Raw genomic sequence first — 24,371 nt, 5'->3', positions numbered from 1 at the left:
TTCCCACGACAGGGACCTCGGCTTGCGGGGCCCGGCCCCGCCCGGTTAAGGTCGGATGAGACGAGCCGTCCGGGCTCCCCCAGAAGAGCCCGAAAGCGGCCTTCCCCATTTTCCTCGCGGATGTTCGCAATCGTCCGAGGAGCAGCAAGGAGTTCCGTCCCATGTCCGAGATCGTCATTGTCGGTGCGGCGCGCACGCCGGTCGGATCCTTCAACGGATCCTTGTCGAGCCTGCCGGCGCATAAGCTGGGCGAGGTCGCGATCAGGGCCGCCATAGCGCGCGCCAAGGTCGAGCCCGGCGAGGTCGACGAGGTCGTGCTCGGCCAGATCCTGACCGCGGCCGAAGGACAGAATCCGGCGCGCCAGGCGGCGGTCGGCGCGGGCATCCCCTATGAGAAGACAGCCTACAACATCAACCAGCTCTGCGGCTCGGGCCTGCGCGCGGTGGCGCTGGGCTTCCAGGCGATCCGCGGCGGCGACAGCAAGATCGTGGTGGCCGGCGGCCAGGAGAGCATGAGCCAGGCGCCGCATGCGATGCATCTGCGCAATGGCGTGAAGATGGGACCGGCCGAGATGGTCGACACCATGATCAAGGACGGGCTGTGGGACGCCTTCAACGGCTATCACATGGGCAACACCGCCGAGAACGTCGCGCAGAAATGGCAGATCACACGCGCCCAGCAGGACGAATTCGCGGCGGGCTCGCAGCAAAAGGCCGTGGCGGCGCAGCAGGCCGGCAAGTTCAAGGACGAGATCGCGCCGGTCACGATCAAGGACCGCAAGGGCGACATCACCGTCGATACCGACGAATATCCGCGCGCCGGCACCACGGTCGAGACCCTGGCGAAACTGCGCCCCGCTTTCATCAAGGAGAACGGCACGGTCACGGCTGGCAATGCCTCGGGCATCAATGACGGCGCGGCCGCCGTGGTGCTGATGACGGCCGAGGAAGCCAAGCGCCGCGGGCTGACGCCGCTCGCGCGCATCGTCTCCTGGGCCACGGCCGGCGTGGATCCGGCGATCATGGGCTCGGGGCCGATTCCGGCCAGCCGCGCGGCGCTGTCGAAGGCCAATTGGAAGATCGGCGATCTCGACCTGATCGAAGCCAACGAGGCGTTCGCCGCGCAGGCCTGTGCCGTCAACAAGGAGCTCGGCTGGGACGCGAGCAAGGTCAATGTCAATGGCGGCGCCATCGCGATCGGCCATCCGATCGGCGCCTCGGGTGCGCGCGTACTGGTGACGCTGCTGCACGAGATGCAGAAGCGGAACTCGAAGAAGGGCCTTGCCACGCTCTGCATCGGCGGCGGCATGGGCATCGCCATGTGCGTGGAGCGTTGACGCTGGGGTGCGTGGAACGCTGACGCGTTTCGTCTTGGTTGAACAGATCGAGAAGCCTGGACAACAGGCCGGCAGGGATAGGGAGAGAACATCATGACCAGGCTCGCGCTCGTGACGGGCGGAACGCGCGGCATCGGCCGCGCCATCGCGGAGGCCCTGAAGAAGGCCCACTACCGCGTGGTCGCGAACTACTCGGGCAACGACGCGGCCGCGCGGGAGTTCACCGCCGAGACGGGCATCCCGGCGATGAAGTTCGATGTCGGCGACTTTGCGGCCTGCGAGGCCGCGATCAAGAAGATCACCGCCGAGCATGGGCCGATCGAGATCCTGGTCAACAATGCCGGCATCACCCGCGATACGACGCTGCACAAGATGACCCCGCAGATCTGGGACGAGGTGCTCCGCACCAACATCACCAGCTGCTTCAACCTCTCGCGGCTGGTGATCGAATCGATGCGCGAGCGGGGCTTCGGGCGGATCATCAATATCGGCTCGATCAACGGCCAGTCGGGCCAGTTCGGCCAGTCGAACTATGCCGCCGCCAAGGCCGCCATGCACGGTTTCAGCAAGGCGCTGGCACTGGAATCGGCCGCCAAGGGCATCACTGTCAACACCATCTGCCCCGGCTATATCAACACCGACATGGTCCGCGCCGTGCCGGAGCCGGTGCTGGCGAAGATCGTCGCCAAGATCCCGGTCGGCCGCCTCGGCGAGCCCGAGGAGATCGCGCGCTGCGTCACTTTCCTCGCCGCCGACGAAGCCGGCTTCATCACCGGCTCGCAGCTCACCATCAATGGTGGGCAATATATGCTCTGAGCTTCGGCAGAGCGGGTACGGATTCAGCGGGCTTCGGCCGAATCCGGTGCCGGCTCGAACCAGCTCTGGATGCGCCGTATCACCTCATCGAGACCGTGGCGGGATGTGAGCAGAGGGTCGGCGGGCAGCGGGTCGCCGAGCCATGCCGCGCGCCCCGAGGCGACGACGTTGCCGAGGATGCGGCGGATGTCGCGCCGGCGATCCGGCGGCATCAGCGCCTCAACCATCTTGAAATGCAGCATGCGCGCCAGAAGCTGCGGCCGAAGCCATAATTGGCGGCCGATCGGCGCATCCTCACGCATCGCATAGGCGCCTTCGCCCAGATCGAACAGATGAAGCGGCTTTCCTGTGGCGGCGGCCTCGGCGATCATCGACATGCTATCGCCCGTGACGATGATCTCGTCGGCAAGCCCGAGATAGGCCAGATAGGGGTTCTCCGCGACATGGCGCGACCAGCGATGGATGTGCGCCGGCGCGTCGAGCGTGTCGAGCAAGGCCGTGATCGCCCAGGATTGCGTGCGATGGCTCGTGGTGACGAGCAGGGAACCCCCCGTCGCGCGGGCGCGCGCACTGGCGCGACGGGCGAGCCTTGCGGCCGCCGGGGCGTCCAGCGCGAATGGCCCCGTGCTTCCGCCGATCAGCAGCGCGATGCGCGGGTGCGGAAGATGCGCGAAACGCGGGGTCCAGATCTTCAGGGCCGCCGCGATCCGATCGGGGCGCGCCCGGTGCAGCGGCAGATCCAGCTCGACGACATTGGGCCTCGCTGGCAGGGCATATTGCGGCGTCGATATGACCAGGGAGAACTCTGCAAATCGCGCCCGCGGTCGGCCGATATAGACCAGATGCGTATTTCCGACGCCAGCTGCCTTCCGGATCGATCGCGCAAAGTCTTCCGCATCGCAGCCGCAGCAGATGACGAGATCCGGGCGCTCCAGTCGCGATCCAGGCGCGCTGCCCACCCCATGCCATGCTCGGCGCCATTCGCCGAGCCGGCGCCCATTGGCTTTAGGCGTGTCGAGCTCGATGGCGGTGAACGGCCAGCGCAACGCCTCGGCCAAGGCTAGCGTCTGCTCATTGTCGCCGCATCGCTTGTGTATGAGTGTCCAGACGCGCGGCGTCTGGCGTTCACGTGTCTCGCCGGCCTGGCTTGCCGAACCGGCGGCCCCATGTCGAGATTGAATGGTCATGGCGTGGTCCCCCCGCGCCGTCAGGAATATCAGCCCGACGCGCGCGAGCGCACTGCGCCAAGATGCCGCCGGTGGTTGCACGAACGGGGATACAGTCGAGAAATGGAACAACTAAAAAGACTGAGATCCCGCATCCGAGCGACACGACTGCAACCTCGGCGAGAGGTCCCACTTGCGGCCGACGGGGCCGGCTTCATCGCCGCTCTGCTTCAATGCTTCGAGTGAGTTTGATGGTGGCAGGACAGGTTTTTTTCTTGAACCATGCCCCTCCCCCTACCCCCTAAATTGATGTGATCGCTCTGCTCTACTTTTAAGCTTTGATCACGCTCGTAGTGGGCGCCGACGCTCGGTGACGCGCAAGCCCTAGCGCTTCAGCAACTCCGCTGCCGTCTCATCCAGCGCCCGCCCCGCCAGCGTCACCAGCTCGTCGATCTGGGCCTTGGTGATGGTAAGCGGCGGCGAGAGCACCATGGTCTCGAAGCTCGCGCGCATGATGAGGCCGTTGGCGAGGCAGCGCTCGCGGCAGACATTGCCGGCATGGCCCAGGGGATCGAAGCGCCGGCGGGTCTTCTTGTCGGCAACGAGCTCGATGCCGCCGAGCAGCCCCAGCGTGCGCACCTCGCCCACGATCGGATTCTGCTCCAGGGTCTTGAGGCGCTGCGCGAAATAGGGGCCGGTCTCCTTGGCGACCTTGCCCACCAGGTTCTCGCGTTCGATGATCTCGATGTTCTTGAGCGCCACGGCGGCGGCCACCGGGTGGCCCGAATAGGTGAAGCCATGAAGCCAGTAGCCGGCCGCGAGCAGCGGCTTGGCGACGCGGTCGTTGACCGCCACGGCCGAGATCGGCTGATAGCCCGAGGACAATCCCTTCGCCATGGTGACGATGTCGGGCGTAAAGCCCAGGGTCTCGAAGCCGAACCAGTTCCCGGTGCGCCCGAAGCCGCAGATCACCTCGTCGGCCACCAGCAGCACGTCATGCTTGCGGCAGATCTTCTCGACCGCGGGCCAATAGCTCTTGGGCGGGACGATGACGCCGCCCGCCCCCTGGACCGGCTCGCCGATCACCGCCGCGACATTCTCCGCCCCCAGCTCCAGGATCTTCGCCTCGATCGCCTGGGCGCAGGCGATGCCGAAGGCCTCGGGATCGCGGTCGCCGCCCTCGGCGTACCAGTAGGGCGCGCCGACATGATGGAAGCCCGGCAGCGGCAGGTCGGCCTGCTCATGCATCGTGCCCCAATTGCCGAGGCTGGCCGACGCCATGGTCGAGCCGTGATAGGCGAAGCGGCGCGAGATGAAGGCCTTCTTCTTGGGCTTGCCCTCGAGATTCCAGAAATGGCGCACGAGGCGCACCACCGTGTCGTTCGCCTCGGAGCCGGAATTGGCGAACAGGATGTGGTTGAGGCCATGGCCGAGGAGTTCGACCAGCTTGGCCGCGAGCTCGACCGTGGGCGGCGTGGTCCCGCCGAAGAAGCTCGAATAATAGGGAAATTCGCGCATCTGCCGCGCGGCGGCCTCGACCAGCTCCTCGCGGCCATAGCCGACATTGACGCACCAGAGCCCGGCCATGCCGTCGAGATAGCGCTTGTTGTCGACGTCATAGATGTAGATGCCGTCGGCATGGGCGAAGAGCCGCCCGCCCCCCTCGGCCACCACCTGGGTGGCGTTGGAGAAGGGGTGGATATGGTGCGCGGCATCGAGGCGGCGCAACCGGGCGGCATCGTAATTGGCGCGAATGGCGGTCATGGAAACTCCTCGAGGCAAGGGGCGTGCACGGACCGGCGGAATCGTCGATCGGCGCGATGCAAGGCCGTGGGCGAGATCTCGGGTGCCGGATGGGCGGATCCCGATCAGGGATACAGATTATGCGAAAGCGCGGGTCGCGGGGGAAGGGCCTGCTAGGATGAAGTGGGGCTCCCAAACGAGCCTCCGCGGCCTAAGTGGCGCCATTTCTCGAACAGGGCGACAACTTCGGCATCCGAGGCGAATTCGCCTGCATCGGCCTCTGCGAGACCGCGCTTGATCTCCTCGATTTTAAAGAGGTCTCGCCGCAAGTCAGGTACAGTCTGGTTGGGTTTCGGCGAGTCTTCAACCATAGATAACCTCCAAGGCCATCAAGAGGCTGCAGGTTGGCTTCGTTCGAGACGTCTCACCCGCCCCTCGCCGCCTTTTGCAGCTTCTCGTCCACCTCGACGCGCCAGCCATTGACCAGGCGGTTGGTCTCGTTGGCCATGCCGACCACGGCCATCAGCTCGGCCAGCATCGCGTCGTTGGCCCCGGCCTTGCGGGCGCCGGCCATGTGGCTGACGATGCAATATTCGCAGTTGTTGGTGACGCTGACGGCGAGATAGAGCAGCTCCTTGGTGCGCGCATCGAGGGCGCCCGGCGCCATCACTTCCTTCACGCTTTCCCAGGTGCGTTTCAGCGTCTTGGGGTCGTGGGCGATCGCCTTCCAGAAATTATTGATCCAGTCGACATTGCGCGTCTTCATGATGTCGTCATAGACCGCGCGCACCTCGGGTCCGGCTTCCGCATATTCGATCAGCTTCACCAGCGCCATGGGATCTCTCCTGGATGATTGCCAAGCTTGGTTCGATGCTGGCACGATCCCCGCGCGTCGGCCAGGGGGCAAAGCCGCGCGCAAGGAGCAGAGATGACCATGATCAAGGCGCGACCCTTCGACTATCCCTATGACGGCAAGCTCAAGCCGGCGGCGACCGCCCTCTTGGTGATCGATCTGCAGGTCGATTTCCTCTCCGAGCAGGGCTATTTCGCGCGGCAGGGTTACGACGCTTCGGCCTTGCGCGCGATCATCCCGGCGGTGCGCGACCTGATCGCGGCCGCGCGCCGCGCCGGCTGTCCCATCGTCTACACCCGCCAGGGCTATCGCGCCGATCTCGCCGACCGCACGCCCTATGAGCAATGGCGCCACAAACATGCGGGCCTGCCGGTGGGCGAGCCGAGCCCGACCGGACGGCTGCTGGTCCGCGGCGAGCCCGGCTTCCAGATCATCCCCGAGCTCACGCCGGCGCCCGAAGACATCATCATCGACAAGACCGCGAACGGCGCCTTCTGTGCCACCGATCTCGACCATGTGCTGCGCGCGCGGGGCATTACCCATCTGCTCTTCACCGGCTGCACCACCGATGTCTGCGTGCATACGACGCTGCGCGAGGCGAACGATCGCAACTATCAATGCCTGCTGGTGGAGGATGGCTGCGCCAGCGGCGATGCCTATGCGCATGAGGCCGCCGTCTATATGACCACGATCGAGGGCGGCCTGTTCGGCGTCGTCGCCAAGGCGAAGGACGTGATCGCAGGGTTCTCGTCGCTTCCTTAAGCTCGCTTCGCCCGAATCCCGCTTCTGCCGTTCTGCGTCAGATGCGCGTCTCCCCTCCCCCTACCCCCTCCCGCAAGGGGAGGGGGCGTGGATTTTTCTTTCCTTCGCCGGATCTACGATTAGGAGAGAACACGATTGTTGTTAGTTCTAGCCCCCTCCCCTTGTGGGAGGGGGTAGGGGGAGGGGTGTGCGCGATCTGCGTCATCTGACTCGGAGTCAGATTCGCTTTCAGCGTGCCTTCTCGCGCTTATGCATCTCGACCATCGCGGCCATGCTCGGCGCGGTCCAGTCCGGTTTCACGGGCTCGGGCGGGGGCTTGGTGGCGCCGGTGCCGGTCTTGCCGGCGCGCCGGTCGATCCAGAAGCTGGCGAGTCCCATCTTCTTTGCCGGTACATGGTCGTGGAACAGGCTCTGCGCCGTATGCAGCACCTTCTGCTTGGGGATGCCCATGGCGGCGAGCCTCGCCAGCGCCACCTCGAAATGCGCGAGCGCCGGCTTGTAGGAACCGACATCCTGCGCCGTGACGACCAGATCGAAGTTCTGCCCCAGCCTGCGTGCGCTGTGCGCGAAGGAGGCGCGGTCGACGTTCGAGAGGATCGCCAGCTTGTAGTGCTGCTTGAGATAGCTGAGCGCTTCGGCGCTGTCGGGAAAGGCCGGCCAGTCCTTGACCGACTGCCCGAAGGCCGCGGCCTCAGCCGGTGTCGCCGCGTGGCCGCTGCGCCCGCCCATCTCCCGCAGCGTCGCCGTCAACAGGTCGGAATAGAGCAGCGCCGGGCGCTCGGCCTCGATCTTGGATTCGACTTCGCTGAAGAGCGTCAGCAGCGCCTCGTCGCCGAGCGTGACGCCCGCGCGTTTGCGCCAGGGCGCCAGGGCCGCGAGGATGCCGCTCTCCCAATCGATCAATGTGCCGTAGCAATCGAAGGTCAGAACGTCGAAATCGGTGATTCGCATGGCGGCGTCTCCCTGAGGTCGGCCGAGAATCCGCGACGGGCCCTGGCGAAGCCAGATGATGGGCGCATCCGCGTCCGCCGGTCTTGACTGCGTCTCCGCTCTCTTTGACCGGGACTCAGGTCCGGCGGTTGCGGCGCTGGCCTTGGCGGTAGCGCGCGGGTGTAATGCCGCGCCGGCGCTTGAGCGCGCGCGTCAGCGCGCTCTGATCGCCATAGCCCGAGGCCGCGGCCACCGCCGCGATCGAGATATCGCTGTCGCCCAGGAGCTTCATCGCGTGGTCGAGCCTGATCTCCGCCAGATGCTGCATCGGCGTGCGCCCCAGATCGCGCTGGAACAGGGCGTGGAGATGGCCGGCGCTGGTATGGGCGGCGGCCGCAATCTCGGCCATGGTGAGGGCGCGAGATTTGCCGGCTTCCATGAAGGCAAGCGCGCGGTCGAGCCGTCGCGCGACGACGAAGGAGCGTCGGTCGAGCCCGGCGCCCAGCCGGCCCAGCAGCAGGCGACCCCATTCCTCGCGTTCCGCGTCCTCGATGCTGCCATCGGTGCAGGCGTCTTCGAGGAAGCGCAGCAGCGGCAGCAGGCGCTGATCCAGGCGCAGGAAGGGCTCGCGGTCGCAGGCGGACATCAGGCGCTGAGCGGCGTCGCTCTCATTGGGCCCGGCCTGCCAGTCGATCACCAGGAAGCGGTTGGTGCCGCTGGCACGGAAGCTGTGCGGACGGCCCGGCGCCACCGCCACCATCGAGGTCGCCTCGGCGCGGCCGGGCCGGCCCGAGACCTCCATTTCGAGCGCGCCCGCCAGCGCCAGCACGATCTGATGATGATCATGACTGTGGGTGAGGGCGGTATCGCGGTAGGAGCGCAGGGAAAGATCGGTGACGCGCATGGGACGGTCCGGCCGGGTCGGAAGCGGGGATCGCCCCATGCTGCCATGACGGCGCTCCGCCGTCACCCGCCGGCGGGGCCGCGGCAGCGGAGGTACGGCCATCCCATCGCTCTCTGCGCCAGCCGCCGCTCCATCTCATCCCCTGCCCCAACTTTTGGGGGAGGGTTGAGGAGGGGGCTGCTCGGTATCGGCCCCTTTGAATCCCGACGAGATCGTGGACCGAGTCATCCCCCTCCCTGCCCTCCCCCAAAAGTTGGGGCAGGGGAAGAAGACGGGGCAACGAGCTTCTTCTTGGGAGCCCTCAACCGGACTGCCTTGGAACGGAGGCGTCCATGACCGGCGAGCGGAGCGCCCGGCTCAGGGCCACCTTCATCGGCGCCGTCGCGCCCCTGCTCTGGGCGGCCTTGGCGCTGCTCACGACCTATGCGCAGCCACTGCCGGCGTTCGAGCTGGTGGCCATGACCTTCGCCGTCGCCTTCCTGCTGGTCCTGGGCAAATGGGTCGTCGAGGCGGCGCGTGGCGGGACCTCGGTCGCGAGTCGCTTCCGGCTGCCGGTCCGGGCCTGGGTCACCGGCGTGGGCGGGCTCTTCCTCTATCACGTCTTCTACTTCAACGCGCTCGCCCGCGCCCCGGCGGTCGAGGCCAGCCTGATCTGCTATCTCTGGCCGTTGCTGATCGTGCTGTTCTCGGCCTTCCTGCCGGGCGAACGCCTCAAGCCGGTTCATATCCTGGGCGGGCTTTGCGGGCTTGCGGGCGCCGGCCTGCTGGTGACCAAAGGCCAGGGCTTCGGCTTCGAGCCCGCCTATGCGCTGGGTTATCTGGCAGCGCTCGCCTGCGCCTTCACCTGGTCGATCTATTCCTTGCTCAATCGGCGGATGGCCGCCGTACCCAGCGATGCGGTCGGGGTCTATTGCGGCGTGACCGCGCTGCTGGGTCTCGCCTGTCACCTGATCTTCGAGACCTGGGTGACGCCCACGATCGGCAATGCGGCCGCGATCCTGCTCCTGGGGATCGGGCCGGTGGGGGCCGCCTTCTTCGTCTGGGACCATGGCGTCAAGCGCGGCGACATCCAGGCGCTGGGCAGCCTCGCCTATGCCTCGCCCTTGATCTCGACGCTGTTGCTGATCCTGGCGGGCCGTGCCGCGCCGAGCTGGGTGCTGGCGGCGGGTGCCCTTCTCATCGTCGGCGGCGCGGCACTCGCGGCCGGAGGCCTCTTTGCCAGGAGGTCGCGCTGAGGGGTGCGCGCGACGGCGCGACCGAGGGCTGCCAGCCCTGCGGCGCCATCTCGAAACTCTCGAAGACGAAGGCCGGTGCCACTACGCAGGTCACCAGCGTGAACAGACTCAAGGACCGCGCGGTCTGCCAGCAGCCTGCCGGCACCAGAAGCTGCGGCCGTTCGCCCGCCGCCATGTCGAGCCCCAGCCGATGCTCGTCGCGCCGCTCGCCGTCGGGCGAGAGCGTCAGCTCGAGCGCGCCGCCGGTGTGGTAGAGCCAGAGCTCGTCGGCATCGCCGACGCGATGCCAGCGCGAGACGTCGCCCGCCTCGAGCAGATAATAGATTGCGGTCGCATGGCCGCGGCCGCCCGAGGCCGTCTTGTGCCGGTAGGTCTCGCGATACCAGCCGCCCTCGGGATGGCGCTCGAGCCCGAGCTGCTCGATCAATCCCGGCGCGGTGTCGGAGAGCGGCTGGCTCACGCCGGATCCTTGGGCACGGTCGCCTTCATCGATTCGTCCTGGCTGACGCGTCCATACCAGGCGGCGAGGGCCGGACGGTTGCGACGCCATTCGTCGGCGGCGAAGCGCAAATCGAGATAGCCCAGCATCACCGCGATGGCGATGGCGCCGATGTCCGACAGATCGACCAGCGCCTTGGCGTCGCCCTCGAGCGAATCGAGCGCCCGCTCGACGGCGGCCTTCTGCCGGTCCATCCAGGCTTGCGAGCGCTGGCCGTCGGGGCGCTGCGATTCGAGCCGGCGGAGGATCGCGGCATCCATCGCGCCGTCGGCCAGCGCGTGATGACGCAGCGCCTGCCAGCGCGCGGGGCCCGGCGGCGGAAACAGCTTGGCGCCCGCATGCAGGCTGTCGAGATATTCGCAGATCACCAGCGAATCATAGAGCCAGCCCTCCGGGGTCTGGAGTGCCGGCACCTTGCACAGCGGGTTGTCCTTGGGCAGGTCGGTCTTGGGATCCCAGGGCGCGGTCGGGATGCGCTGGATCCGGTCGTCGAGGCCCATCTCGATGGCCGCGACCAGGACCTTGCGCACATAGGGGCTGGTGGGCGAATAGCGAAGGGCGAGCTGGGTCATGATGGGAATCTCCGTGAGAGAGGGGAGCGCGGAGGCGCGCGATCTCAGAACTGGTCCTTGCGCCGGCGGATCTCGCCGAACACCTCGTGGGCAGGCCTGCCGGCGAGGCCGAGGCGCTGCGCCATCGCGGCGTCGTCGGCGCGCAGGAAAGGATTGGCGGCGCGCTCCTCGGCCAAGGTCGACGGGATCGTCGGCTTGTTCTCGGCACGTAAGGACTTGACCGCCGCGCTGCGCGCCTGCAGCGCCTTGTTGTCGGGGTCGACGGTCAGCGCGAAGCGCGCATTGGCTTCGGTATATTCATGACCGCAATAGATCCGGGTTTCGCCGGGCAGCGCGCGGAGCTTCAAGAGCGAGCCCCACATCATGACCGGATCGCCTTCGAACATGCGCCCGCAGCCGAGCGAGAACAGCGTGTCGCCACAAAAGAGCGCCTTGGAGCCCTCGAACCAGAAGGCGATATGGCCGCGGGTATGGCCCGGGATGAAGAGCACGCGGGCACGGGCGTCGCCCATTTGGAAACCCGAGGCCTCGTCCACGGCCTCGTCGATCGCCGGGATGCGCGCGCGGTCATAGGCGGGCCCCACCACGCGCGCGCCCGTTGCCGCCTTGAGCTCGACATTGCCGCCGCAATGATCGCCATGGTGATGGGTGTTGAGGATATGGCTCAGCCGCCAGCCGCGCGCGGCGGCCGCCTCCAGCACCGGCTCGGCTTCAGACGGATCGAGAACCGCCGTCAGCCCGCTATTCGGCTCATGCAGCAGGTAGCCGTAATTGTCTTTCAGCAGCGGAACGAGCGCGATCTCGAGCGGGGTCATGGGTGGTGCAGTGTTGGTGCAGCAGGTCCCAACTCTAGCAGCGCCGCCGCAGGCGCCCAAGAGCTGCTATCCACGAACCTCGTAGTAAAATGGCGTGTATATTACATTAAATAATACAACTAAAACGTCCTCCCCGCGAAAGCGGGGACCCAAGTGTGTCGCAAGCGATGTCCTTCTACGTTTACATCCTCGCTTCGGATCGAAATGGAACGCTTTATGTGGGCGTCACCAACAATCTCATTCGCCGTGTCGCAGAGCATAAGGGCGCCAAGGTTCCCGGGTTCACGAAGCGCTATGGCGTGAACCGGCTCGTTTACTTCGAAACCTGCGACAATCCCGAAGGCGCGATCCTGCGCGAGAAGCACATCAAGAACTGGTATCGCCGCTGGAAGATCGAGCTGATCGAGAAGCACAACCCCGATTGGCATGATCTCGCGCCGGGACTGGTCGCGTAGTAACGGCGTTGCCTGCGTCATTCCGCCCTCATAGTCATCTCCGCGAAAGCGGGGACCCAACTTTTTACCGACACCGCTGGATCGGCATGAGCCCCCGCTTTCGCGGGGGTGACGGTAGAGGCGGGTGCGATGATCCCCACAAATGCGGCAAGGTGTCGGTAGCCCTGCGGCCGCGCGATCTTGCGCAACTTGCTCCCATGGTCATCCCCGCGAAAGCGGGGACCCAACTTTCGACGGACACCGCTGGATCGGCATGAGCCCCCGCTTTCGCGGGGGTGACGGTAGAGGCGGGTGCGATGATCCCCACAAATGCGGCAAGGTGTCGGCAGCCCTGCGGCCGCGCGATCTTGCGCAACTTGCTCCCATGGTCATCCCCGCGAAAGCGGGGACCCAACTTTCGACGGACACCGCTGGATCGGCACGGGCCCCCGCTTTCGCGGGGGTGACGGTAGGGACGGGGCACGGGCCTGTAAAACCTTGCCTCCCACCCCAATTTATCGTCCGGCAACTTCCGTGGTATAAATTCGGCCCATGTGGAACGACGCCGTCGATCTGCGAGATTTCTACGCTTCGCCCCTGGGGCAGATGGCGCGTCATCTGCTGCGGCGGCGGTTGCGGCAGATCTGGCCGGATGTGACCGGGCAGTCGGTGCTGGGGCTGGGCTATGCCACGCCTTACTTGCGCCAGTTCAAGCCCGAGGCCGAGCGGGTGCTGGCGCTGATGCCGGCGGGGCAGGGCATCCTCCATTGGCCGCCGGGCGAGCGCGGCCTCGCGGCCCTGGTGGACGAGACCGACCTGCCGATTCCCGACCGTTCGATCGATCGCGTGCTGCTGGTGCACGGGCTCGAATGCGCCGAGCATCTGCGCGACCTGCTGCGCGAAGTGTGGCGCGTCATGGCCGATGACGGCCGGCTCCTCGCGGTCGTGCCCAACCGGCGCGGCATCTGGGCGCGCAGCGACCGCACGCCCTTCGGCCAGGGCCAGACCTTCTCGCCCTCGCAGCTCTCGCGCCTGATGCGCGACAACATGTTCATGCCGACGCAGAACGGCGAGGCGCTGTTCCTGCCGCCGATCCGCACCAGCTGGATGCTCAAGACCGCGCCCGCCTGGGAGCGCATCGGCGCCCGCTGGTTTTCGCGCTTCGCCGGCGTGGTGATGATCGAGGCCGGCAAGCAGCTCTATGGCGTGGCCTCGGTCAGGCCGCCCCGCGGCCGCCGACAGGCTGCCGTCATCGCCTTCCCGCAGATCGCGGGACGCGAGACGCGCCGCGGCAGCCTGTCCAAGGATCCCGGCGAGACCTGATCTCGCGCGGGGAACTTCGGCAAGAGCGCCGCCTAATTCCGACCCTTCAGCAGAAACAGCCCCTGCTCGCCCAGGAGATTGGCGAGCTGCAGCGAGCGGATCGGGCGCGCGCGGCCCTTGGCGTCAATCGCGATCGCGCGCTCGATCGCGATGTCGCTCGCGCGGCAGAGCCCGAAGAAATCGCGGATCGTGCAGAGATGGATGTTGGGCGTGTCGTACCAGCTCGACGGCAGGGTCGGCGTCACCGGCATGCGGCCCATCGCCCCCAGATGCCAGCGCACGCGCCAATGGCCGAAATTAGGGAACGAGATGACCGCGCGCCGGCCGATGCGCGTGAGCTGGCGCAGCACGGCCAAGGGGTTATGCGTGGCCTGCAGGGTCTGGCTCAGCACCGCATAGTCGAACGCGTGGTCGGGATAGTTGGCGAGGTCGGTGTCGGCGTCGCCCTGGATCACCGAGAGCCCCTGCGCCACGCAGGCATTGACGCCGGCCTGGCTCAGCTCCATGCCGCGCCCGTCGACCTGCTTGAAATGCACCAGATAGTCGAGCAGCGCGCCGTCGCCGCAGCCGATATCGAGCACGCGCGTCGAGGGAGCGATCATGTCCGCGATGAGCTGCAGGTCGACGCGGATGCCGGCCTGGTTGATCGAAGCCTCTGACGCCACCCGGATCTCTCCCCGCTCAGCCGCGATCGAGGCCGCGATGTTCCGCGCAGCCGGAAAGGAAGCCGCCGAGCATGCGATAGAACTCCGGCACGTCGAGCAGGAAGGCGTCATGGCCCGCGTCGCTCTCGATCTCGACGAAGCTGACATTGGCCGCGACCGCGTTCAGCGCATTGACGATGAGACGGCTCTCGCGGGTCGGGAACAGCCAGTCGCCGGTGAAGGAGACGGCGCAGAACCGGACCGGCGTCCCGCGAAACGCATTGGCGAGGATGCCGCCATGCTCGGCCGCGAGATCGAAATAATCCATCGCGCGCGTGATGTAGAGATAGGCGTTCGCGTCGAAGCGGTCGACGAAGGTGGAGCCCTGATGGCGCAGATAGCTCTCGACCTGGAAGTCGGCCTCGAAGCCGTAGGTGAGCTGCGAGCGGTCCTGCAGGCTGCGGCCGAACTTGCGATGGAGCGCGGCTTCCGAGAGATAGGTGATATGCGCCGCCATGCGCGCGACCGAAAGCCCGCGCGAGGGATTGCGCCCTTGCGTCAGATAGTCGCCGCCGCACCATTCGGGATCGGCCATGATCGCCTGGCGGCCGACCTCATGGAACGCGATGTTCTGCGCCGAATGGCGCGCGGCGCAGGCGATCGGCACCGCCGCGAAGACGCGCTCGGGATAAGTGGCGGCCCATTGCAAAACCTGCATACCACCCATCGAACCGCCGATGACGCAGAACAGCTTGTCGATGCCGAGATGGTCGATCAGCAGTTTCTGCGCGCGCACCATGTCGGCAATGGTGACGACCGGGAAATTCAGGCCATAAGGCTTGCCCGTCGCGGGATCGGGATCGCTCGGCCCCGTGGTCCCCATGCAGCCGCCCAGGACATTGGCGCAAAAGACGAAATAGCGGTCGGTGTCGAGCGGCAGGCCCGGCCCCACCATGTTGCTCCACCAGCCGGATTTGCCGGTGATGGGGTGGGTGTCGGCCATGAACTGGTCGCCGGTGAGGGCATGGCAGACCAGGATCGCGTTCGACTTGTCCGGGTTGAGCCGGCCGTAAGTCCGGTAGGCGACGGTGAAGGGGCCCAGGGCCACGCCGCAATCGAGCGGCATGGGTTGGCTTCGACCGAACACCACGCGCTCGCCGGGAAGGCGGGCACGGACCTCGGGTGAGTTGCGCGTCAGGCCGGCCATCGGGTTCGGGGAGGTCTCGCGGGGAGGGCCGAAGAGGGCTGGAAAACCAGCGGATTAGCTAGGGGTGCGCCCCTCGCGCTGTCAACGTTTTCTTTGATTTTAGGCCGCCGGCCGACTATCACTAACCCGCCTTTCCAAGAGCTGGATCCCAACGCATGGCCGAGGCCCAACCCACCCTCGACGATCTGCGCCGCCAGATCGACGAGATCGATATCACGCTGCAAGAGCTGATCGTGCGCCGCGCCGAAGTGGTGACGCAGGTCGGCGCGCTCAAGAACAGCCTCAGCGGCGGCGCGCGCGCGGTCCATATGCGTCCCGCGCGCGAGGCGATCATCCTGCGCAAGCTGGTGGAGCGCCATCGCGGCCCGCTGTCGAAGGCGACCCTGGTGCGCATGTGGTGCGAGCTGATGTCCGCCTCGCTCCGGCTCGAAGGCAGCTTCTCGGTCGCGGTCTGCATGCCCTCGGCCGCGGAAGCCGGCTACTGGGATCTGGCGCGCGACTATTTCGGCAGCATGACCCATCTCGTGCCGCGCGAGTCTGCGCGCCAGGCGCTGGGTGCCGTGTTCGACGGCGAGGCCTCGGTCGCGGTGCTGCCGATGCCGCAATCGACCGACGGCGACCATTGGTGGCGTCTCCTCCTCAGCCGCGACGCCAAGGCGCCGCGGATCGTGGCGCGGCTGCCCTTCGGCGCCCGCGGCTCGGAGCGCGGCGCGCCGGTCGAGGCGCTGGTGGTGGGGCCGATCGTTCCCGAGGCCTCGGGCCTCGACCGCAGCCTCATCGCCGTCGAGACGGCGGCCGAACTCTCGCGCAGCGCGCTTGCCGCCGCCTTCAAGGCCGAGGCGCTCGAGCCCAGCTTCCGCGTCTTCGGCGTCGGCCCGGCCGAGACCGGCGGCTATCTGCATCTGATCGAGGTTCCGGGCTTCCTCAGCCCCGACGACAACCGCCTGACGCGCCTCGCGCGCGGGCTGGGGCCGGCTCTGCAGCAGGTCTGGACGCTCGGCTGCTATGCCGAGCCCTTGACCGACGCCGAGCTCGGGATCGCCGCCAAGCCCAAGGGAGGGCGTTGATCATGGCGCTGACCCCGCGCCCCGGCATCATGTCGATCGCGCCCTATGTCGGCGGCGAATCGAGCCTGCCGGGCCAGAACCGCATCATCAAGCTGGCCTCGAACGAATCGCCGCTGGGCCCGAGCCCCCGCGCGGTCGAGGCCTACAAGGCGCTGGCCAGCGAGCTGCACCGCTATCCCGATGGCGGTGCCGTCGCCCTGCGCGCGGCGCTCGGGCGCCATCACGCGCTCGAGCCCTCGCGCATCGTCTGCGGTGCAGGTTCCGACGAGCTGATCGGGCTGCTGGTCCGGGCCTATGCCGGGCCCGGCGACGAGGTGCTCTATAGCCGCCACGGTTTCCTCATGTATCCGATCGCGGCGCAGAGCGTCGGCGCCACGCCGGTGACGGCGCCCGAACGCGATCTGACCGCCGACGTCGACGCCCTGCTGGCGCGCGTGACGCCGCGCACGCGCATCCTGTTCCTGGCCAACCCGAACAACCCGACCGGCAGCTACCTGCCGAGCGCCGAGGTGAAGCGCCTGCGCGACCGGCTGGCGCCCGACGTGCTGCTGGTGCTGGACGCGGCCTATGCGGAATATGTGACGCGTGCCGATTACGACGCCGGCGCCGGGATGGTCGAGAGCCACGACAATGTCGTGATGGTCCGCACCTTCTCGAAGATCTACGGCCTGGCGGCGCTCCGCATCGGCTGGGCCTATTGTCCGCCCGCCATCGCCGACGTGCTCAATCGGGTGCGGGGTCCCTTCAACACGGGCGCGGCGGCGCAGGCCGCAGCGGTGGCGGCGCTCGAGGATCGCGCCCATACCGAGAAGGCGCGGGCGCATAATGATCGCTGGCTGCCCTGGTTCAGCAAGCAGGTCGAGGCGCTAGGATTGATCCCCCATCCGAGCCTCTGCAATTTCGTCCTGGTGCAGTTCCCCGAGGCGACTGGCGGCGCCGACAAGGCGCTGGCCTTCCTCAACGGCCGCGGGGTCATTCCGCGCCGGATGGCCGGCTATGGCCTGCCGGATTGTCTGCGATTCACCATCGGCACGGCCGAGGAGATGGAGGCGACCGTGGCGGCATTGCGCGAATTCACCGGCCGGCGGCCCGAAACCGGAGGCTCGCGATGAGCACCCAGAAAAGCCCCCAGAAAAGCCCGAACACAAACCCGCAGTTCGACCGCGTGGCGCTGATCGGGCTCGGCCTGATCGGCTCCTCCCTGTCGCATGCGATCCGCCGCGGCGGCCTCGCCAAGCATATCGCCGGCCATGCCCGCTCGGAGCGCACCCGCGCCAAGGCCGTCGAGCTCCGGCTGGTGGATTCGATCCATGCCGATCCGGCCTCGGCCGTGAAGGATGCCGATCTCGTCATCATCTGCTCGCCTGTCGGCACCTATGCCGAGATCGGTGCGGCCATCCGCGGCAGCCTCAAGCCGGGCGCGATCCTGAGCGATGTCGGCTCGGTCAAGCAGGCGGTGATCCGCGATCTCGGCCCCAACGTGCCCGATGGCGTCCATTTCGTACCGGGCCACCCGATCGCCGGCACCGAGCATTCCGGCCCGGAATCGGGCTTTGCCACCCTGTTCGACGGGCGCTGGTGCATCCTGACGCCGCCGCCCGGCACCGACGCCGCCGCCACCGACAAGATGATCGCGTTCTGGCGTGCCTGCGGCAGCCAGGTCGAGGTCATGGAGGCCGGCCATCACGACAAGACGCTGGCCATCACCTCGCATCTGCCGCATCTGATCGCCTACACCATCGTCGGCACCGTCGCCGATCTCGAGGACGCGACCCAGAGCGAGGTCATCAAGTTCTCGGCCTCGGGCTTTCGCGATTTCACCCGCATCGCGGCATCCGATCCGGTGATGTGGCGCGACGTGTTCCTCAACAATCGCGACGCGGTGCTGGAGATGCTGGGCCGCTTCGCCGAGGATCTGACTGCGCTCCAGCGCGCGATCCGCTGGGGTGAGGGCGACAAGCTCGAGGCCCTCTTCACCCGCACGCGCGCGATCCGGCGCGGGATCATCGACGCCAAGCAGGCCTGAAACCGCCGCTTCGTCGCCCGCCAGGGCCTTGCCCGCCATCCGGGTGAGGCATTCCGTCCTGCGCGCCCGTAGATTTTTTTCTTGCGCGGCCGGCAAATTTACTGGATATCCCGAACCGAAGACGCCGCACGCACGTGCAACGGGCTCCTTGATGGGCCCGTCAACGGCCGAAAGCGTCCTTTTTGGATCGATCGGTGCCTCGCGAGCAAAGCGGGCACTGAGGCCCGAGAGGGAGCCGTCGAAGCTTTCCGGCCGGTGATGCGAGCAGAGCGCTCCTTCCGGACGGTATGATCGACACCGAGCGGAGGTGACCAGATGACCAGAAAATTCCCCTTGAAAGGCCGCATCCTGATGCTGGGCTACGGCTCGGTGGGCCGTTGCACCCTGCCTTTGATCGACCGGCATTTCGACATGCCCTTGAGCCGCATGGCGATCGTCGAGGCGGACGACCGCAGCAAGGCGTTGGCGCCCTACATCGCGCGCGGTCTCAAATACGAGACCACGCCGATCGTCCGCGGCAATCTGGATGCGGTCCTCTCGAAATATCTCGGCAAAGGCGACCTGCTCATCAATCTGTCGGTCGAGGTCAGCTCGATCGAGCTGATGAACTGGTGCCAGGCGCATGGCGCCCTCTATATCGACACCTGCATCGAGCCCTGGGCCGGATATTACGACAATGTGTCGATCCCGGCGCATGAGCGCTCCAACTACTTCCTGCGCTACACCGCCCTCGAGAATGCGAAGAAGTGGCCGAAGGGCTCACCCTCGGCGTTGCTGACGCATGGCGCCAATCCAGGCCTCGTCTCGCATTTCCTGAAGCAGGCGCTGCTCGATCTCGCCAAGAAGCTCGGCCTCTCCGTCGCCAAGCCGACCTCGAAGGCGGAATGGGCGCAGTTGATGATGAAGACCGGGACCAAGGTCGTTCACGTCGCCGAGCATGACACCCAGATCTCGAACGACCCGAAAAAGCCGGGCGAGTTCGTGAACACCTGGAGCGTGCCGGGCTTCGTCGGCGAAGGGCTGCAGCCCGCGGAGCTGGGCTGGGGCACGCATGAGAAGCGCCTGCCGGCGGACGGCCACGAGCATCCGGTCGGTCCGAAATGCGCGATCTATCTGGGCCAGCCCGGTTGCGTGACGCAGGTCCGTTCCTGGACGCCGATCGGCGGTCCGCTGATCGGTTTCCTCATCACCCACGGCGAATCGATCAGCACCTCGGACTATTTCACGGTGTGGGACAACGGCAAGCCGGTGTTCCGGCCGACCTGCCATTACTCCTATCACTGCTGCAATGACGCGGTGCTCTCGGTGCGCGAGCTGCAGATGAACGGCTTCCACATCCAGGACAAGCACCGCATCCTGGGCCCCGAGATCACCCAGGGCATCGACGAGCTGGGCGTGCTGCTGATGGGCGATTTCGGCGCCTATTGGTACGGCTCGCAGCTCGGCATCGACGAGGCGCGCCAGCTCATGGGGCCGGAGTTCAACGCCACCTCGATCCAGGTGGCGGCCCCGGTCCTCGCCGGCTGCATGTATATGATCGAGAACCCGACACGGGGCCTGCTGGAACCGGAAGATCTCGACCACGACTATGTGCTCGACATCTGCCGGCCTTATCTCGGGCCCGTGGTCGGCGTCCATAGCGACTGGAACCCGCTCCAGGGCCGCGACCGGCTCTACAAGGAACCCCAGCTCGACTGGAAGGATCCCTGGCAGTTCCAGAATTTTAGGGTGAGTTGACCTACGCCACTCTGTTCCCTCTCCCGCTTGCGGGGGAGGGTCAGGGAGTGGGATGTCTCGATCACCGAGTTGGCCCCCTCCCTAACCCTCCCCCTTGAAGGGGGAGGGGATAACAAGTCGACGGCCGCAAGGCCCTTCCGTTCTAATTCTGCTCCTTCTCCGCCAACCGCTCGTTCTTCGTGAGCTGCTCGGGCTTGGGCAACGTCGCGTAGAGCAGCCGGTAGGCGTCGAGCGTGCCGGTGGTGTAGTCGGCGGCGCGGTCGCGGGGGACGGGGCTGTTCTCGTGCGGCAGCGTGCCATAGGCCTGGGCGAGCGCCACGCGGAAGGCCTCGATCTGCTGCCAGCCATCGTAGTTCTGCAGCGCCTTCGCCTGTTTCTTGCGCCAGATCGCGGCGGCCGCCACCACATGGACCGTGGCATAGGACGTGCCGTCGCCATAACCCCAGCCATAGATCGGACTCTTGACGGTCTTGCCCTTGCTGTTCGTGAGCGTGCTGTCGGCACGGAAGATCGGATCGGCCGGCCCCCAGACATCGACCCGGTCGCGGCCGGCATTGTAGTGATTATAGATGCGGATCCAGGACTCCGACGATTTGAGGCCGCCCACGCCGATCGCGCGATCGAATTTGCCGGGATAGGTCACGCTGTCGGTGTATTGCCCGGCGGCGGCCACCACCATCACCCCCGCCTCATAGGCGCGATCGATCGCGGCCCCCAGTTCCGGTCCCGGAAACACCGGTCCGCCCAATGATATGCTGATCAGGTTGCAATGCCGGATCTCGACCGCGTGGTTGACGGCCGCCGCGAGATTGACCCAGATGCTGCGATTGAACATCTGCGGCTCGAGCACGACATCCTCGACCACGCGATAGGGCACGACCGGAACGCCGGGGGCCATGCCGGAGAAGGGCGATTTCACGCCATCGACGGTGATGGTCTGCGCCGGCGCGCAGAGCACGCTCGAGGTGCGCGTGCCGTGGCCCGGCGTGCGGATGAGCCCGGTGCCTTTCAGCGGATCCAGCGGCGGCTTGCCGGGCTCGAGATAATTCACGCCCTCGTTCACCAGCAGCGGCACCTTGCCCTTGCTCCAGTCGCCGAAGGCCGGATGCTCGGTATAGCCGGTGTCGAGATGAGCGACCTTGATGTCGCCCCAATCGACGACGCCGGCGGGACTGCTGACGGCCCTGAGGGCCGCGTCCAGGCGCGGCAGGGTGCTGTTCCAGGTGCGTGGATTCATGTCGTTCCCCTTCTTATGAGCGATCCACGGGACCTGGGCCTCTCTTCCCCGTGACGAGGCGCGGGCTCCCGCACCTCTAGGACAAGATTCTAGTCGCCGTTCGCGGCGGCGTCATGAAACTTGTCGGCGGCGGGAAGGGCGCCCGTCGCGGCCTAGCGAACGATCGGTTGCAGCTTAGCGAGCTTGAGAGGACCGCTACGGAGCTCGCCATCCTGGGCGGTCAAGGGCACCTTCACGCGGCCTTGCCCGTCGGCGAGCAGCGCCAGGCCCAGGGCCGCGAGCTGCGCGTCGCCGGATTTCATCAGGCCGGCATCGGCCACGGCCTGCAGCGTTTCGGTGGCACCCTGGACCGAGGTGTTGGCCGCCGCCAGCGGGCGCAATTGATCGTCGAGCGAGAAGGTGCCGCTGCCGCTGAGCTTGAGCGGGCCCCAGGCCAGACCCATGAGATTGAGATCGACGGCGCCGCCGGCATCGCGCCAGGCCGCAAGCGAGACCGCATCGAATCCGCGCGGCGGCGGCCCTTCGAGCCGGCCCGAGGCCGCGACATGGTCGATCGTGGCGCCGAGCGCGAGGCGGGGGTCCGGCGGCAGGGCGATGGTTTCGGCGCCGAGATCGAAGGCGAGGCTGGCGGCGATCGCGGCGGACGCATCCGGCGCGGGCTGGCCCAAGGTCGCATAGAGGCTGTCGATCGTGGCGGCGCCCCGGCCCGGCTCCTGCGCGCTGATGCCCCCGGCCGTCAGCCTGAAGCGATCGAGCCGCCCATCCGTTGCGAGCGACAGCAGGCCCTCGGCCGTCTTGGCCTCGACCTCATATTGGTGACCCTGGGCCAGGACCCGATGCGCGCCCGGCATGGCGAAGCCGATGCTCAAGGGCGACCAGGCCGGCGCGTCGATCGCGAGATCGGGGCCGGACCAGGTCCAGGAGCCGTCGCCGGCGGCGGCACTCGGCGCCGCGATACGGGTCTTCAGGCGGAAGGGAAAGCCTTCGATCGGGTCGCGCTGCGCCTCGATCTTGTAGCCCTCGGCGCGGCGGGCCGCGATCCAGAGATCGATCGAGGTGGCGAAGCGCCCGGCGGCGACATGCCACCAGACCGCCCAGCCCCCGGCGAGGCCGGCGAGGACCAGAACGGCGAGGAGGGCGGCGATCCGGGATTTCCGTGTCATGGGCAGGAGATGTAGCAGATTACGGGCGGCCGGGCGCGCTTGCCGGCGCAGGCGCGGTCGCTATGATGGACGCGGACCCCAAGATTTTTCAGTCCCTTGATCTCCCCTTCCCTCTTTCCCGGCCTGTCATGAGCGCCCCCGCTGCCGATTCCGCGGCCTCTCCGATCGCGCGGCTGCTCCAGGCGGCGGTGCCGGCTGTCTTCGTTGTCATGTGGGCGACGGGCTTCACCGGCGCGCGGCTGGGTCTGCCTTATGCGCCGCCGCTCACGCTGCTGTTCCTGCGCTTCGCGATCGTGGTGGCAGTGGTGCTGCCGATCAGCCTCGTCACCCGGGCGCCCTGGCCGCGAGGCTGGCGCCTGCGCGGCCATGTGGCGGTGGTGGGGCTGCTGATGCATTCGGCCTATCTGGGCGGCGTCTATTGCGCCATCGCCGCCGGCGTCCCCTCGGGCATCAGCGCCCTCATCGTCGGGCTGCAGCCCCTGCTGACCGCGGCCGTAGTCGGTCCCTTCCTCGGCGAGCGGGTGACGAAGCTGCAATGGCTGGGCCTCGCGATCGGCCTTGCCGGCGTGGCGCTGGTGCTGCTCGACAAGCTCCATTTCGACGCTGCGCAGAGCTGGGGCGTGGTGCTCGCCTTCGGCGGGCTTCTGAGCGTCACAGCGGGAACGCTCTATCAGAAGCGCTTCTGCAGCCATGTCGATCTCCGCACCGGGGCCGTGATCCAATACAGCGCCGCGAGCCTGGTGCTCCTGCCACTGGCCCTGGCGCTGGGCTGGGGGCCGGTCGAATGGACCGGCGAGCTGATCTTCGCCATGGCCTGGCTGGTGCTGGTGCTGTCGCTGGGCGCGGTCTCGATCTTCTATCTGCTGATCCGCAAAGGGGCCGCCTCGCGCGTGACCAGTTTGTTCTATCTGACGCCGCCGGTGGCGGCCCTGTTGGGCTGGATCATCTTCGGCGAAAGCCTGGGACCGGTGGCCCTTTTCGGCATGGCGCTCACGGCCTGCGGCGTGGCGCTCGTGATGCGCCGTTCCGTGCGCTGGCGCTGGGGCCGATCATGAGCGAAGGGCCGCTGATCGAAAGCCGCCGGCTGACGGCACCGCCCGAGGGGGACTTCTGGGTGTTCGGCTATGGCTCCCTGATGTGGAAGCCGGAATTTCCCTATGTGAAGGCGGAAGCGGCGCTGTTGCGCGGCTGGCATCGCGCCTTCTGCGTCTGGTCGGTGCATTACCGCGGCACGGTCGAGAAGCCGGGGCTGGTGCTGGGGCTCGATCGCGGCGGCGCCTGCCGCGGCCGCGCTTTCCTGGTGGCGCCGAAGGACAAGGCCGAGGTCGCGAACTACCTGCATGAGCGCGAGATGGTAACCGGCGTCTATGAGCCGCGCTACGTCACGGTCGAGCTCGCCTCGGGCGAGAAGATGCGCGCCGCGACCTTCCTCGCCGATCCGCATCATTCGCAATATGCCGGCAAGCTCGAGCCCGCGAGACTCGTCCGTATCATCCGCGACGGCCATGGCAGCGCCGGGAGTAATCTCGATTATCTGCGCAACACCGTGCGCCATCTGGACGAGCTCGGCATCGCCGACGGCCCGCTGCATCGATTGTTGTCGGATGCCGACCCGGACGCGCCGCGCAAGAAGGCGAAGTCCTGACAGCGTCGCCTAAGGCGCCTGGTTGCCGACGCCGCGTGCGAAATTGAACAGCGTCTCGGCGAAATGGGCGAGGCTCGAGAGATCGCCCAGCCAGAGAAACAGGATCAGCACCATCAGCCCGCCCAGGAGCCAGACATACCAGGGCCGCTGGCTCTGGACCCTGGCGCCGCAATAGGGGCACTCGTCGACGGTGCGGCTGATGCGCTGGCCGCAATGCGGGCAGGGGCGCCCCATCCTGCGGCGCGCGCCCTTCCGC

At 67.1% G+C, this 24,371-nt stretch carries 25 protein-coding genes; 12 read left to right on the top strand and 13 right to left on the bottom strand.

Translation table 11 applies throughout. The annotated features are described in order from the left end of the window. Positions 1-161 precede the first annotated feature (161 nt). Both FRZ44_RS23325 and phbB read left to right on the top strand, forming a co-directional pair. Complete coding sequence (locus tag FRZ44_RS23325; protein ID WP_151179432.1) at positions 162-1,337, top strand: acetyl-CoA C-acetyltransferase; 1,176 nt, start codon at positions 162-164, stop codon at positions 1,335-1,337. 93 nt (positions 1,338-1,430) lie between these two features. Next, positions 1,431-2,153 (top strand): acetoacetyl-CoA reductase, encoded by a 723-nt coding sequence (gene phbB / locus FRZ44_RS23320; protein WP_151179431.1) that lies wholly within the window; start codon positions 1,431-1,433, stop codon positions 2,151-2,153. Between the two features lie 23 nt (positions 2,154-2,176). Here the strand turns inward: phbB and FRZ44_RS23315 are convergent, their stop codons facing one another. The 3 genes from FRZ44_RS23315 to FRZ44_RS23305 form a co-directional block, all read right to left on the bottom strand. Next, positions 2,177-3,340 carry an ELM1/GtrOC1 family putative glycosyltransferase gene (locus FRZ44_RS23315; protein WP_151179430.1) on the bottom strand — a complete coding sequence of 388 codons (1,164 nt, stop codon included), beginning with the start codon at positions 3,338-3,340 and terminating at the stop codon, positions 2,177-2,179. A 363-nt stretch (positions 3,341-3,703) separates the two neighbouring features. Then, a complete protein-coding gene (locus FRZ44_RS23310; RefSeq protein ID WP_151179429.1) occupies positions 3,704-5,083 on the bottom strand; it encodes an aspartate aminotransferase family protein in 1,380 nt (459 codons plus the stop codon). Between the two features lie 403 nt (positions 5,084-5,486). After that, entirely contained in the window at positions 5,487-5,897 is a 411-nt protein-coding gene (locus tag FRZ44_RS23305; protein ID WP_151179428.1) for a carboxymuconolactone decarboxylase family protein, read from the bottom strand. Between the two features lie 93 nt (positions 5,898-5,990). Between FRZ44_RS23305 and FRZ44_RS23300 the strand changes: the two genes are divergently transcribed. Then, complete coding sequence (locus FRZ44_RS23300) at positions 5,991-6,677, top strand: cysteine hydrolase family protein (RefSeq protein WP_225308413.1); 687 nt, start codon at positions 5,991-5,993, stop codon at positions 6,675-6,677. Positions 6,678-6,905: 228 nt separating this feature from the next. Here the strand turns inward: FRZ44_RS23300 and FRZ44_RS23295 are convergent, their stop codons facing one another. Beyond that, positions 6,906-7,628 carry an HAD-IA family hydrolase gene (locus tag FRZ44_RS23295; protein ID WP_151179427.1) on the bottom strand — a complete coding sequence of 241 codons (723 nt, stop codon included), beginning with the start codon at positions 7,626-7,628 and terminating at the stop codon, positions 6,906-6,908. 115 nt (positions 7,629-7,743) lie between these two features. Continuing rightward, complete coding sequence (locus tag FRZ44_RS23290) at positions 7,744-8,613, bottom strand: AraC family transcriptional regulator (protein WP_151179426.1); 870 nt, start codon at positions 8,611-8,613, stop codon at positions 7,744-7,746. Between the two features lie 230 nt (positions 8,614-8,843). On the opposite strand from FRZ44_RS23290, the gene yddG reads away from it, so the two are divergent. Next, positions 8,844-9,746, top strand: coding sequence for an aromatic amino acid exporter YddG (gene yddG, locus FRZ44_RS23285; protein WP_151179425.1), 903 nt, complete (start codon positions 8,844-8,846; stop codon positions 9,744-9,746). Here yddG and FRZ44_RS23280 read toward each other — a convergent pair. The 3 genes from FRZ44_RS23280 to gloB are packed head-to-tail and all read right to left on the bottom strand — an operon-like array spanning position 9,688 to position 11,632. Then, positions 9,688-10,206 carry a cupin domain-containing protein gene (locus FRZ44_RS23280; protein WP_318526382.1) on the bottom strand — a complete coding sequence of 173 codons (519 nt, stop codon included), beginning with the start codon at positions 10,204-10,206 and terminating at the stop codon, positions 9,688-9,690. The genes yddG and FRZ44_RS23280 overlap by 59 nt on opposite strands. Then, positions 10,203-10,817, bottom strand: a complete 615-nt coding sequence (locus FRZ44_RS23275; protein ID WP_151179423.1) for a glutathione S-transferase N-terminal domain-containing protein — start codon at positions 10,815-10,817, stop codon at positions 10,203-10,205. The genes FRZ44_RS23280 and FRZ44_RS23275 overlap by 4 nt, the downstream gene beginning before the upstream one ends. 44 nt (positions 10,818-10,861) lie before the next feature. Beyond that, positions 10,862-11,632 (bottom strand): hydroxyacylglutathione hydrolase, encoded by a 771-nt coding sequence (gene gloB / locus FRZ44_RS23270; RefSeq protein ID WP_151179422.1) that lies wholly within the window; start codon positions 11,630-11,632, stop codon positions 10,862-10,864. Positions 11,633-11,799: 167 nt separating this feature from the next. Between gloB and FRZ44_RS23265 the strand changes: the two genes are divergently transcribed. Continuing rightward, positions 11,800-12,087, top strand: a complete 288-nt coding sequence (locus FRZ44_RS23265; RefSeq protein ID WP_151179421.1) for a GIY-YIG nuclease family protein — start codon at positions 11,800-11,802, stop codon at positions 12,085-12,087. Positions 12,088-12,618: 531 nt separating this feature from the next. Next, positions 12,619-13,389 (top strand): class I SAM-dependent methyltransferase, encoded by a 771-nt coding sequence (locus tag FRZ44_RS23260; RefSeq protein WP_151179420.1) that lies wholly within the window; start codon positions 12,619-12,621, stop codon positions 13,387-13,389. A gap of 32 nt (positions 13,390-13,421) precedes the next feature. Here FRZ44_RS23260 and metW read toward each other — a convergent pair whose 3' ends face one another. Together metW and metX are read right to left on the bottom strand one after the other, a co-directional pair. Then, the gene (gene metW / locus FRZ44_RS23255) at positions 13,422-13,991 is read right to left on the bottom strand and encodes a methionine biosynthesis protein MetW (protein WP_407658103.1); all 570 of its coding nucleotides are present in this window, start codon (positions 13,989-13,991) and stop codon (positions 13,422-13,424) included. A gap of 79 nt (positions 13,992-14,070) precedes the next feature. Then, positions 14,071-15,240, bottom strand: coding sequence for a homoserine O-acetyltransferase MetX (gene metX / locus FRZ44_RS23250; RefSeq protein WP_151179418.1), 1,170 nt, complete (start codon positions 15,238-15,240; stop codon positions 14,071-14,073). A 155-nt stretch (positions 15,241-15,395) separates the two neighbouring features. On the opposite strand from metX, the gene FRZ44_RS23245 reads away from it, so the two are divergent. The 4 genes from FRZ44_RS23245 to FRZ44_RS23230 all read left to right on the top strand — a co-directional run bounded on the left by FRZ44_RS23245 (position 15,396) and on the right by FRZ44_RS23230 (position 20,070). Beyond that, positions 15,396-16,307 carry a chorismate mutase gene (locus FRZ44_RS23245; protein WP_151179417.1) on the top strand — a complete coding sequence of 304 codons (912 nt, stop codon included), beginning with the start codon at positions 15,396-15,398 and terminating at the stop codon, positions 16,305-16,307. Next, positions 16,307-17,419: a histidinol-phosphate transaminase gene (gene hisC, locus FRZ44_RS23240; protein WP_151180434.1), complete on the top strand. Its 1,113-nt coding sequence runs from the start codon at positions 16,307-16,309 to the stop codon at positions 17,417-17,419. Before FRZ44_RS23245 ends, hisC begins: the two co-directional genes overlap by 1 nt. Continuing rightward, positions 17,416-18,333, top strand: a complete 918-nt coding sequence (locus FRZ44_RS23235; protein ID WP_151179416.1) for a prephenate/arogenate dehydrogenase family protein — start codon at positions 17,416-17,418, stop codon at positions 18,331-18,333. Before hisC ends, FRZ44_RS23235 begins: the two co-directional genes overlap by 4 nt. A 315-nt stretch (positions 18,334-18,648) precedes the next feature. Then, complete coding sequence (locus FRZ44_RS23230; RefSeq protein WP_151179415.1) at positions 18,649-20,070, top strand: homospermidine synthase; 1,422 nt, start codon at positions 18,649-18,651, stop codon at positions 20,068-20,070. Between the two features lie 142 nt (positions 20,071-20,212). On the opposite strand, the gene FRZ44_RS23225 is transcribed toward FRZ44_RS23230, so the two are convergent. Further along, complete coding sequence (locus FRZ44_RS23225; protein ID WP_151179414.1) at positions 20,213-21,307, bottom strand: S8/S53 family peptidase; 1,095 nt, start codon at positions 21,305-21,307, stop codon at positions 20,213-20,215. A 152-nt stretch (positions 21,308-21,459) separates the two neighbouring features. Continuing rightward, positions 21,460-22,470: a DUF2125 domain-containing protein gene (locus FRZ44_RS23220; RefSeq protein WP_151179413.1), complete on the bottom strand. Its 1,011-nt coding sequence runs from the start codon at positions 22,468-22,470 to the stop codon at positions 21,460-21,462. Between the two features lie 128 nt (positions 22,471-22,598). On the opposite strand from FRZ44_RS23220, the gene FRZ44_RS23215 reads away from it, so the two are divergent. After that, the gene (locus tag FRZ44_RS23215; protein WP_151179412.1) at positions 22,599-23,525 is read left to right on the top strand and encodes a DMT family transporter; all 927 of its coding nucleotides are present in this window, start codon (positions 22,599-22,601) and stop codon (positions 23,523-23,525) included. Beyond that, positions 23,522-24,115, top strand: a complete 594-nt coding sequence (locus FRZ44_RS23210; protein WP_151179411.1) for a gamma-glutamylcyclotransferase — start codon at positions 23,522-23,524, stop codon at positions 24,113-24,115. Before FRZ44_RS23215 ends, FRZ44_RS23210 begins: the two co-directional genes overlap by 4 nt. A 9-nt stretch (positions 24,116-24,124) precedes the next feature. On the opposite strand, the gene FRZ44_RS23205 is transcribed toward FRZ44_RS23210, so the two are convergent. Continuing rightward, positions 24,125-24,349, bottom strand: a complete 225-nt coding sequence (locus FRZ44_RS23205; RefSeq protein ID WP_151179410.1) for a zinc-ribbon domain-containing protein — start codon at positions 24,347-24,349, stop codon at positions 24,125-24,127. Positions 24,350-24,371: the final 22 nt, after the last annotated feature.

This window comes from Hypericibacter terrae (genome assembly GCF_008728855.1).
GTDB classification, from domain to species: Bacteria; Pseudomonadota; Alphaproteobacteria; order Dongiales; family Dongiaceae; genus Hypericibacter; species Hypericibacter terrae.
This window is presented reverse-complemented; position numbering and strand designations above follow the sequence as displayed.

What these genes read in the sequence shown, in the direction of transcription:
- FRZ44_RS23325 (WP_151179432.1), top strand. Translation starts at nt 162, where the DNA reads ATGTCCGAGATCGTCATTGTCGGTGCGGCGCGCACGCCGGTCGGATCC.
- FRZ44_RS23245 (WP_151179417.1), top strand. Translation starts at nt 15,396, where the DNA reads ATGGCCGAGGCCCAACCCACCCTCGACGATCTGCGCCGCCAGATCGAC.
- FRZ44_RS23300 (WP_225308413.1), top strand. Translation starts at nt 5,991, where the DNA reads ATGACCATGATCAAGGCGCGACCCTTCGACTATCCCTATGACGGCAAG.
- metW (WP_407658103.1), bottom strand. Translation starts at nt 13,991, where the DNA reads ATGATCGCTCCCTCGACGCGCGTGCTCGATATCGGCTGCGGCGACGGC.
- metX (WP_151179418.1), bottom strand. Translation starts at nt 15,240, where the DNA reads ATGGCCGGCCTGACGCGCAACTCACCCGAGGTCCGTGCCCGCCTTCCC.
- FRZ44_RS23220 (WP_151179413.1), bottom strand. Translation starts at nt 22,470, where the DNA reads ATGACACGGAAATCCCGGATCGCCGCCCTCCTCGCCGTTCTGGTCCTC.
- FRZ44_RS23305 (WP_151179428.1), bottom strand. Translation starts at nt 5,897, where the DNA reads ATGGCGCTGGTGAAGCTGATCGAATATGCGGAAGCCGGACCCGAGGTG.
- FRZ44_RS23210 (WP_151179411.1), top strand. Translation starts at nt 23,522, where the DNA reads ATGAGCGAAGGGCCGCTGATCGAAAGCCGCCGGCTGACGGCACCGCCC.
- FRZ44_RS23295 (WP_151179427.1), bottom strand. Translation starts at nt 7,628, where the DNA reads ATGCGAATCACCGATTTCGACGTTCTGACCTTCGATTGCTACGGCACA.
- FRZ44_RS23235 (WP_151179416.1), top strand. Translation starts at nt 17,416, where the DNA reads ATGAGCACCCAGAAAAGCCCCCAGAAAAGCCCGAACACAAACCCGCAG.
- FRZ44_RS23290 (WP_151179426.1), bottom strand. Translation starts at nt 8,613, where the DNA reads ATGGCCGTACCTCCGCTGCCGCGGCCCCGCCGGCGGGTGACGGCGGAG.
- FRZ44_RS23230 (WP_151179415.1), top strand. Translation starts at nt 18,649, where the DNA reads ATGACCAGAAAATTCCCCTTGAAAGGCCGCATCCTGATGCTGGGCTAC.
- FRZ44_RS23225 (WP_151179414.1), bottom strand. Translation starts at nt 21,307, where the DNA reads ATGAATCCACGCACCTGGAACAGCACCCTGCCGCGCCTGGACGCGGCC.
- FRZ44_RS23310 (WP_151179429.1), bottom strand. Translation starts at nt 5,083, where the DNA reads ATGACCGCCATTCGCGCCAATTACGATGCCGCCCGGTTGCGCCGCCTC.
- FRZ44_RS23315 (WP_151179430.1), bottom strand. Translation starts at nt 3,340, where the DNA reads ATGACCATTCAATCTCGACATGGGGCCGCCGGTTCGGCAAGCCAGGCC.
- FRZ44_RS23205 (WP_151179410.1), bottom strand. Translation starts at nt 24,349, where the DNA reads ATGGGGCGCCCCTGCCCGCATTGCGGCCAGCGCATCAGCCGCACCGTC.
- FRZ44_RS23215 (WP_151179412.1), top strand. Translation starts at nt 22,599, where the DNA reads ATGAGCGCCCCCGCTGCCGATTCCGCGGCCTCTCCGATCGCGCGGCTG.
- FRZ44_RS23260 (WP_151179420.1), top strand. Translation starts at nt 12,619, where the DNA reads ATGTGGAACGACGCCGTCGATCTGCGAGATTTCTACGCTTCGCCCCTG.
- phbB (WP_151179431.1), top strand. Translation starts at nt 1,431, where the DNA reads ATGACCAGGCTCGCGCTCGTGACGGGCGGAACGCGCGGCATCGGCCGC.
- FRZ44_RS23265 (WP_151179421.1), top strand. Translation starts at nt 11,800, where the DNA reads ATGTCCTTCTACGTTTACATCCTCGCTTCGGATCGAAATGGAACGCTT.
- gloB (WP_151179422.1), bottom strand. Translation starts at nt 11,632, where the DNA reads ATGACCCCGCTCGAGATCGCGCTCGTTCCGCTGCTGAAAGACAATTAC.
- yddG (WP_151179425.1), top strand. Translation starts at nt 8,844, where the DNA reads ATGACCGGCGAGCGGAGCGCCCGGCTCAGGGCCACCTTCATCGGCGCC.
- FRZ44_RS23275 (WP_151179423.1), bottom strand. Translation starts at nt 10,817, where the DNA reads ATGACCCAGCTCGCCCTTCGCTATTCGCCCACCAGCCCCTATGTGCGC.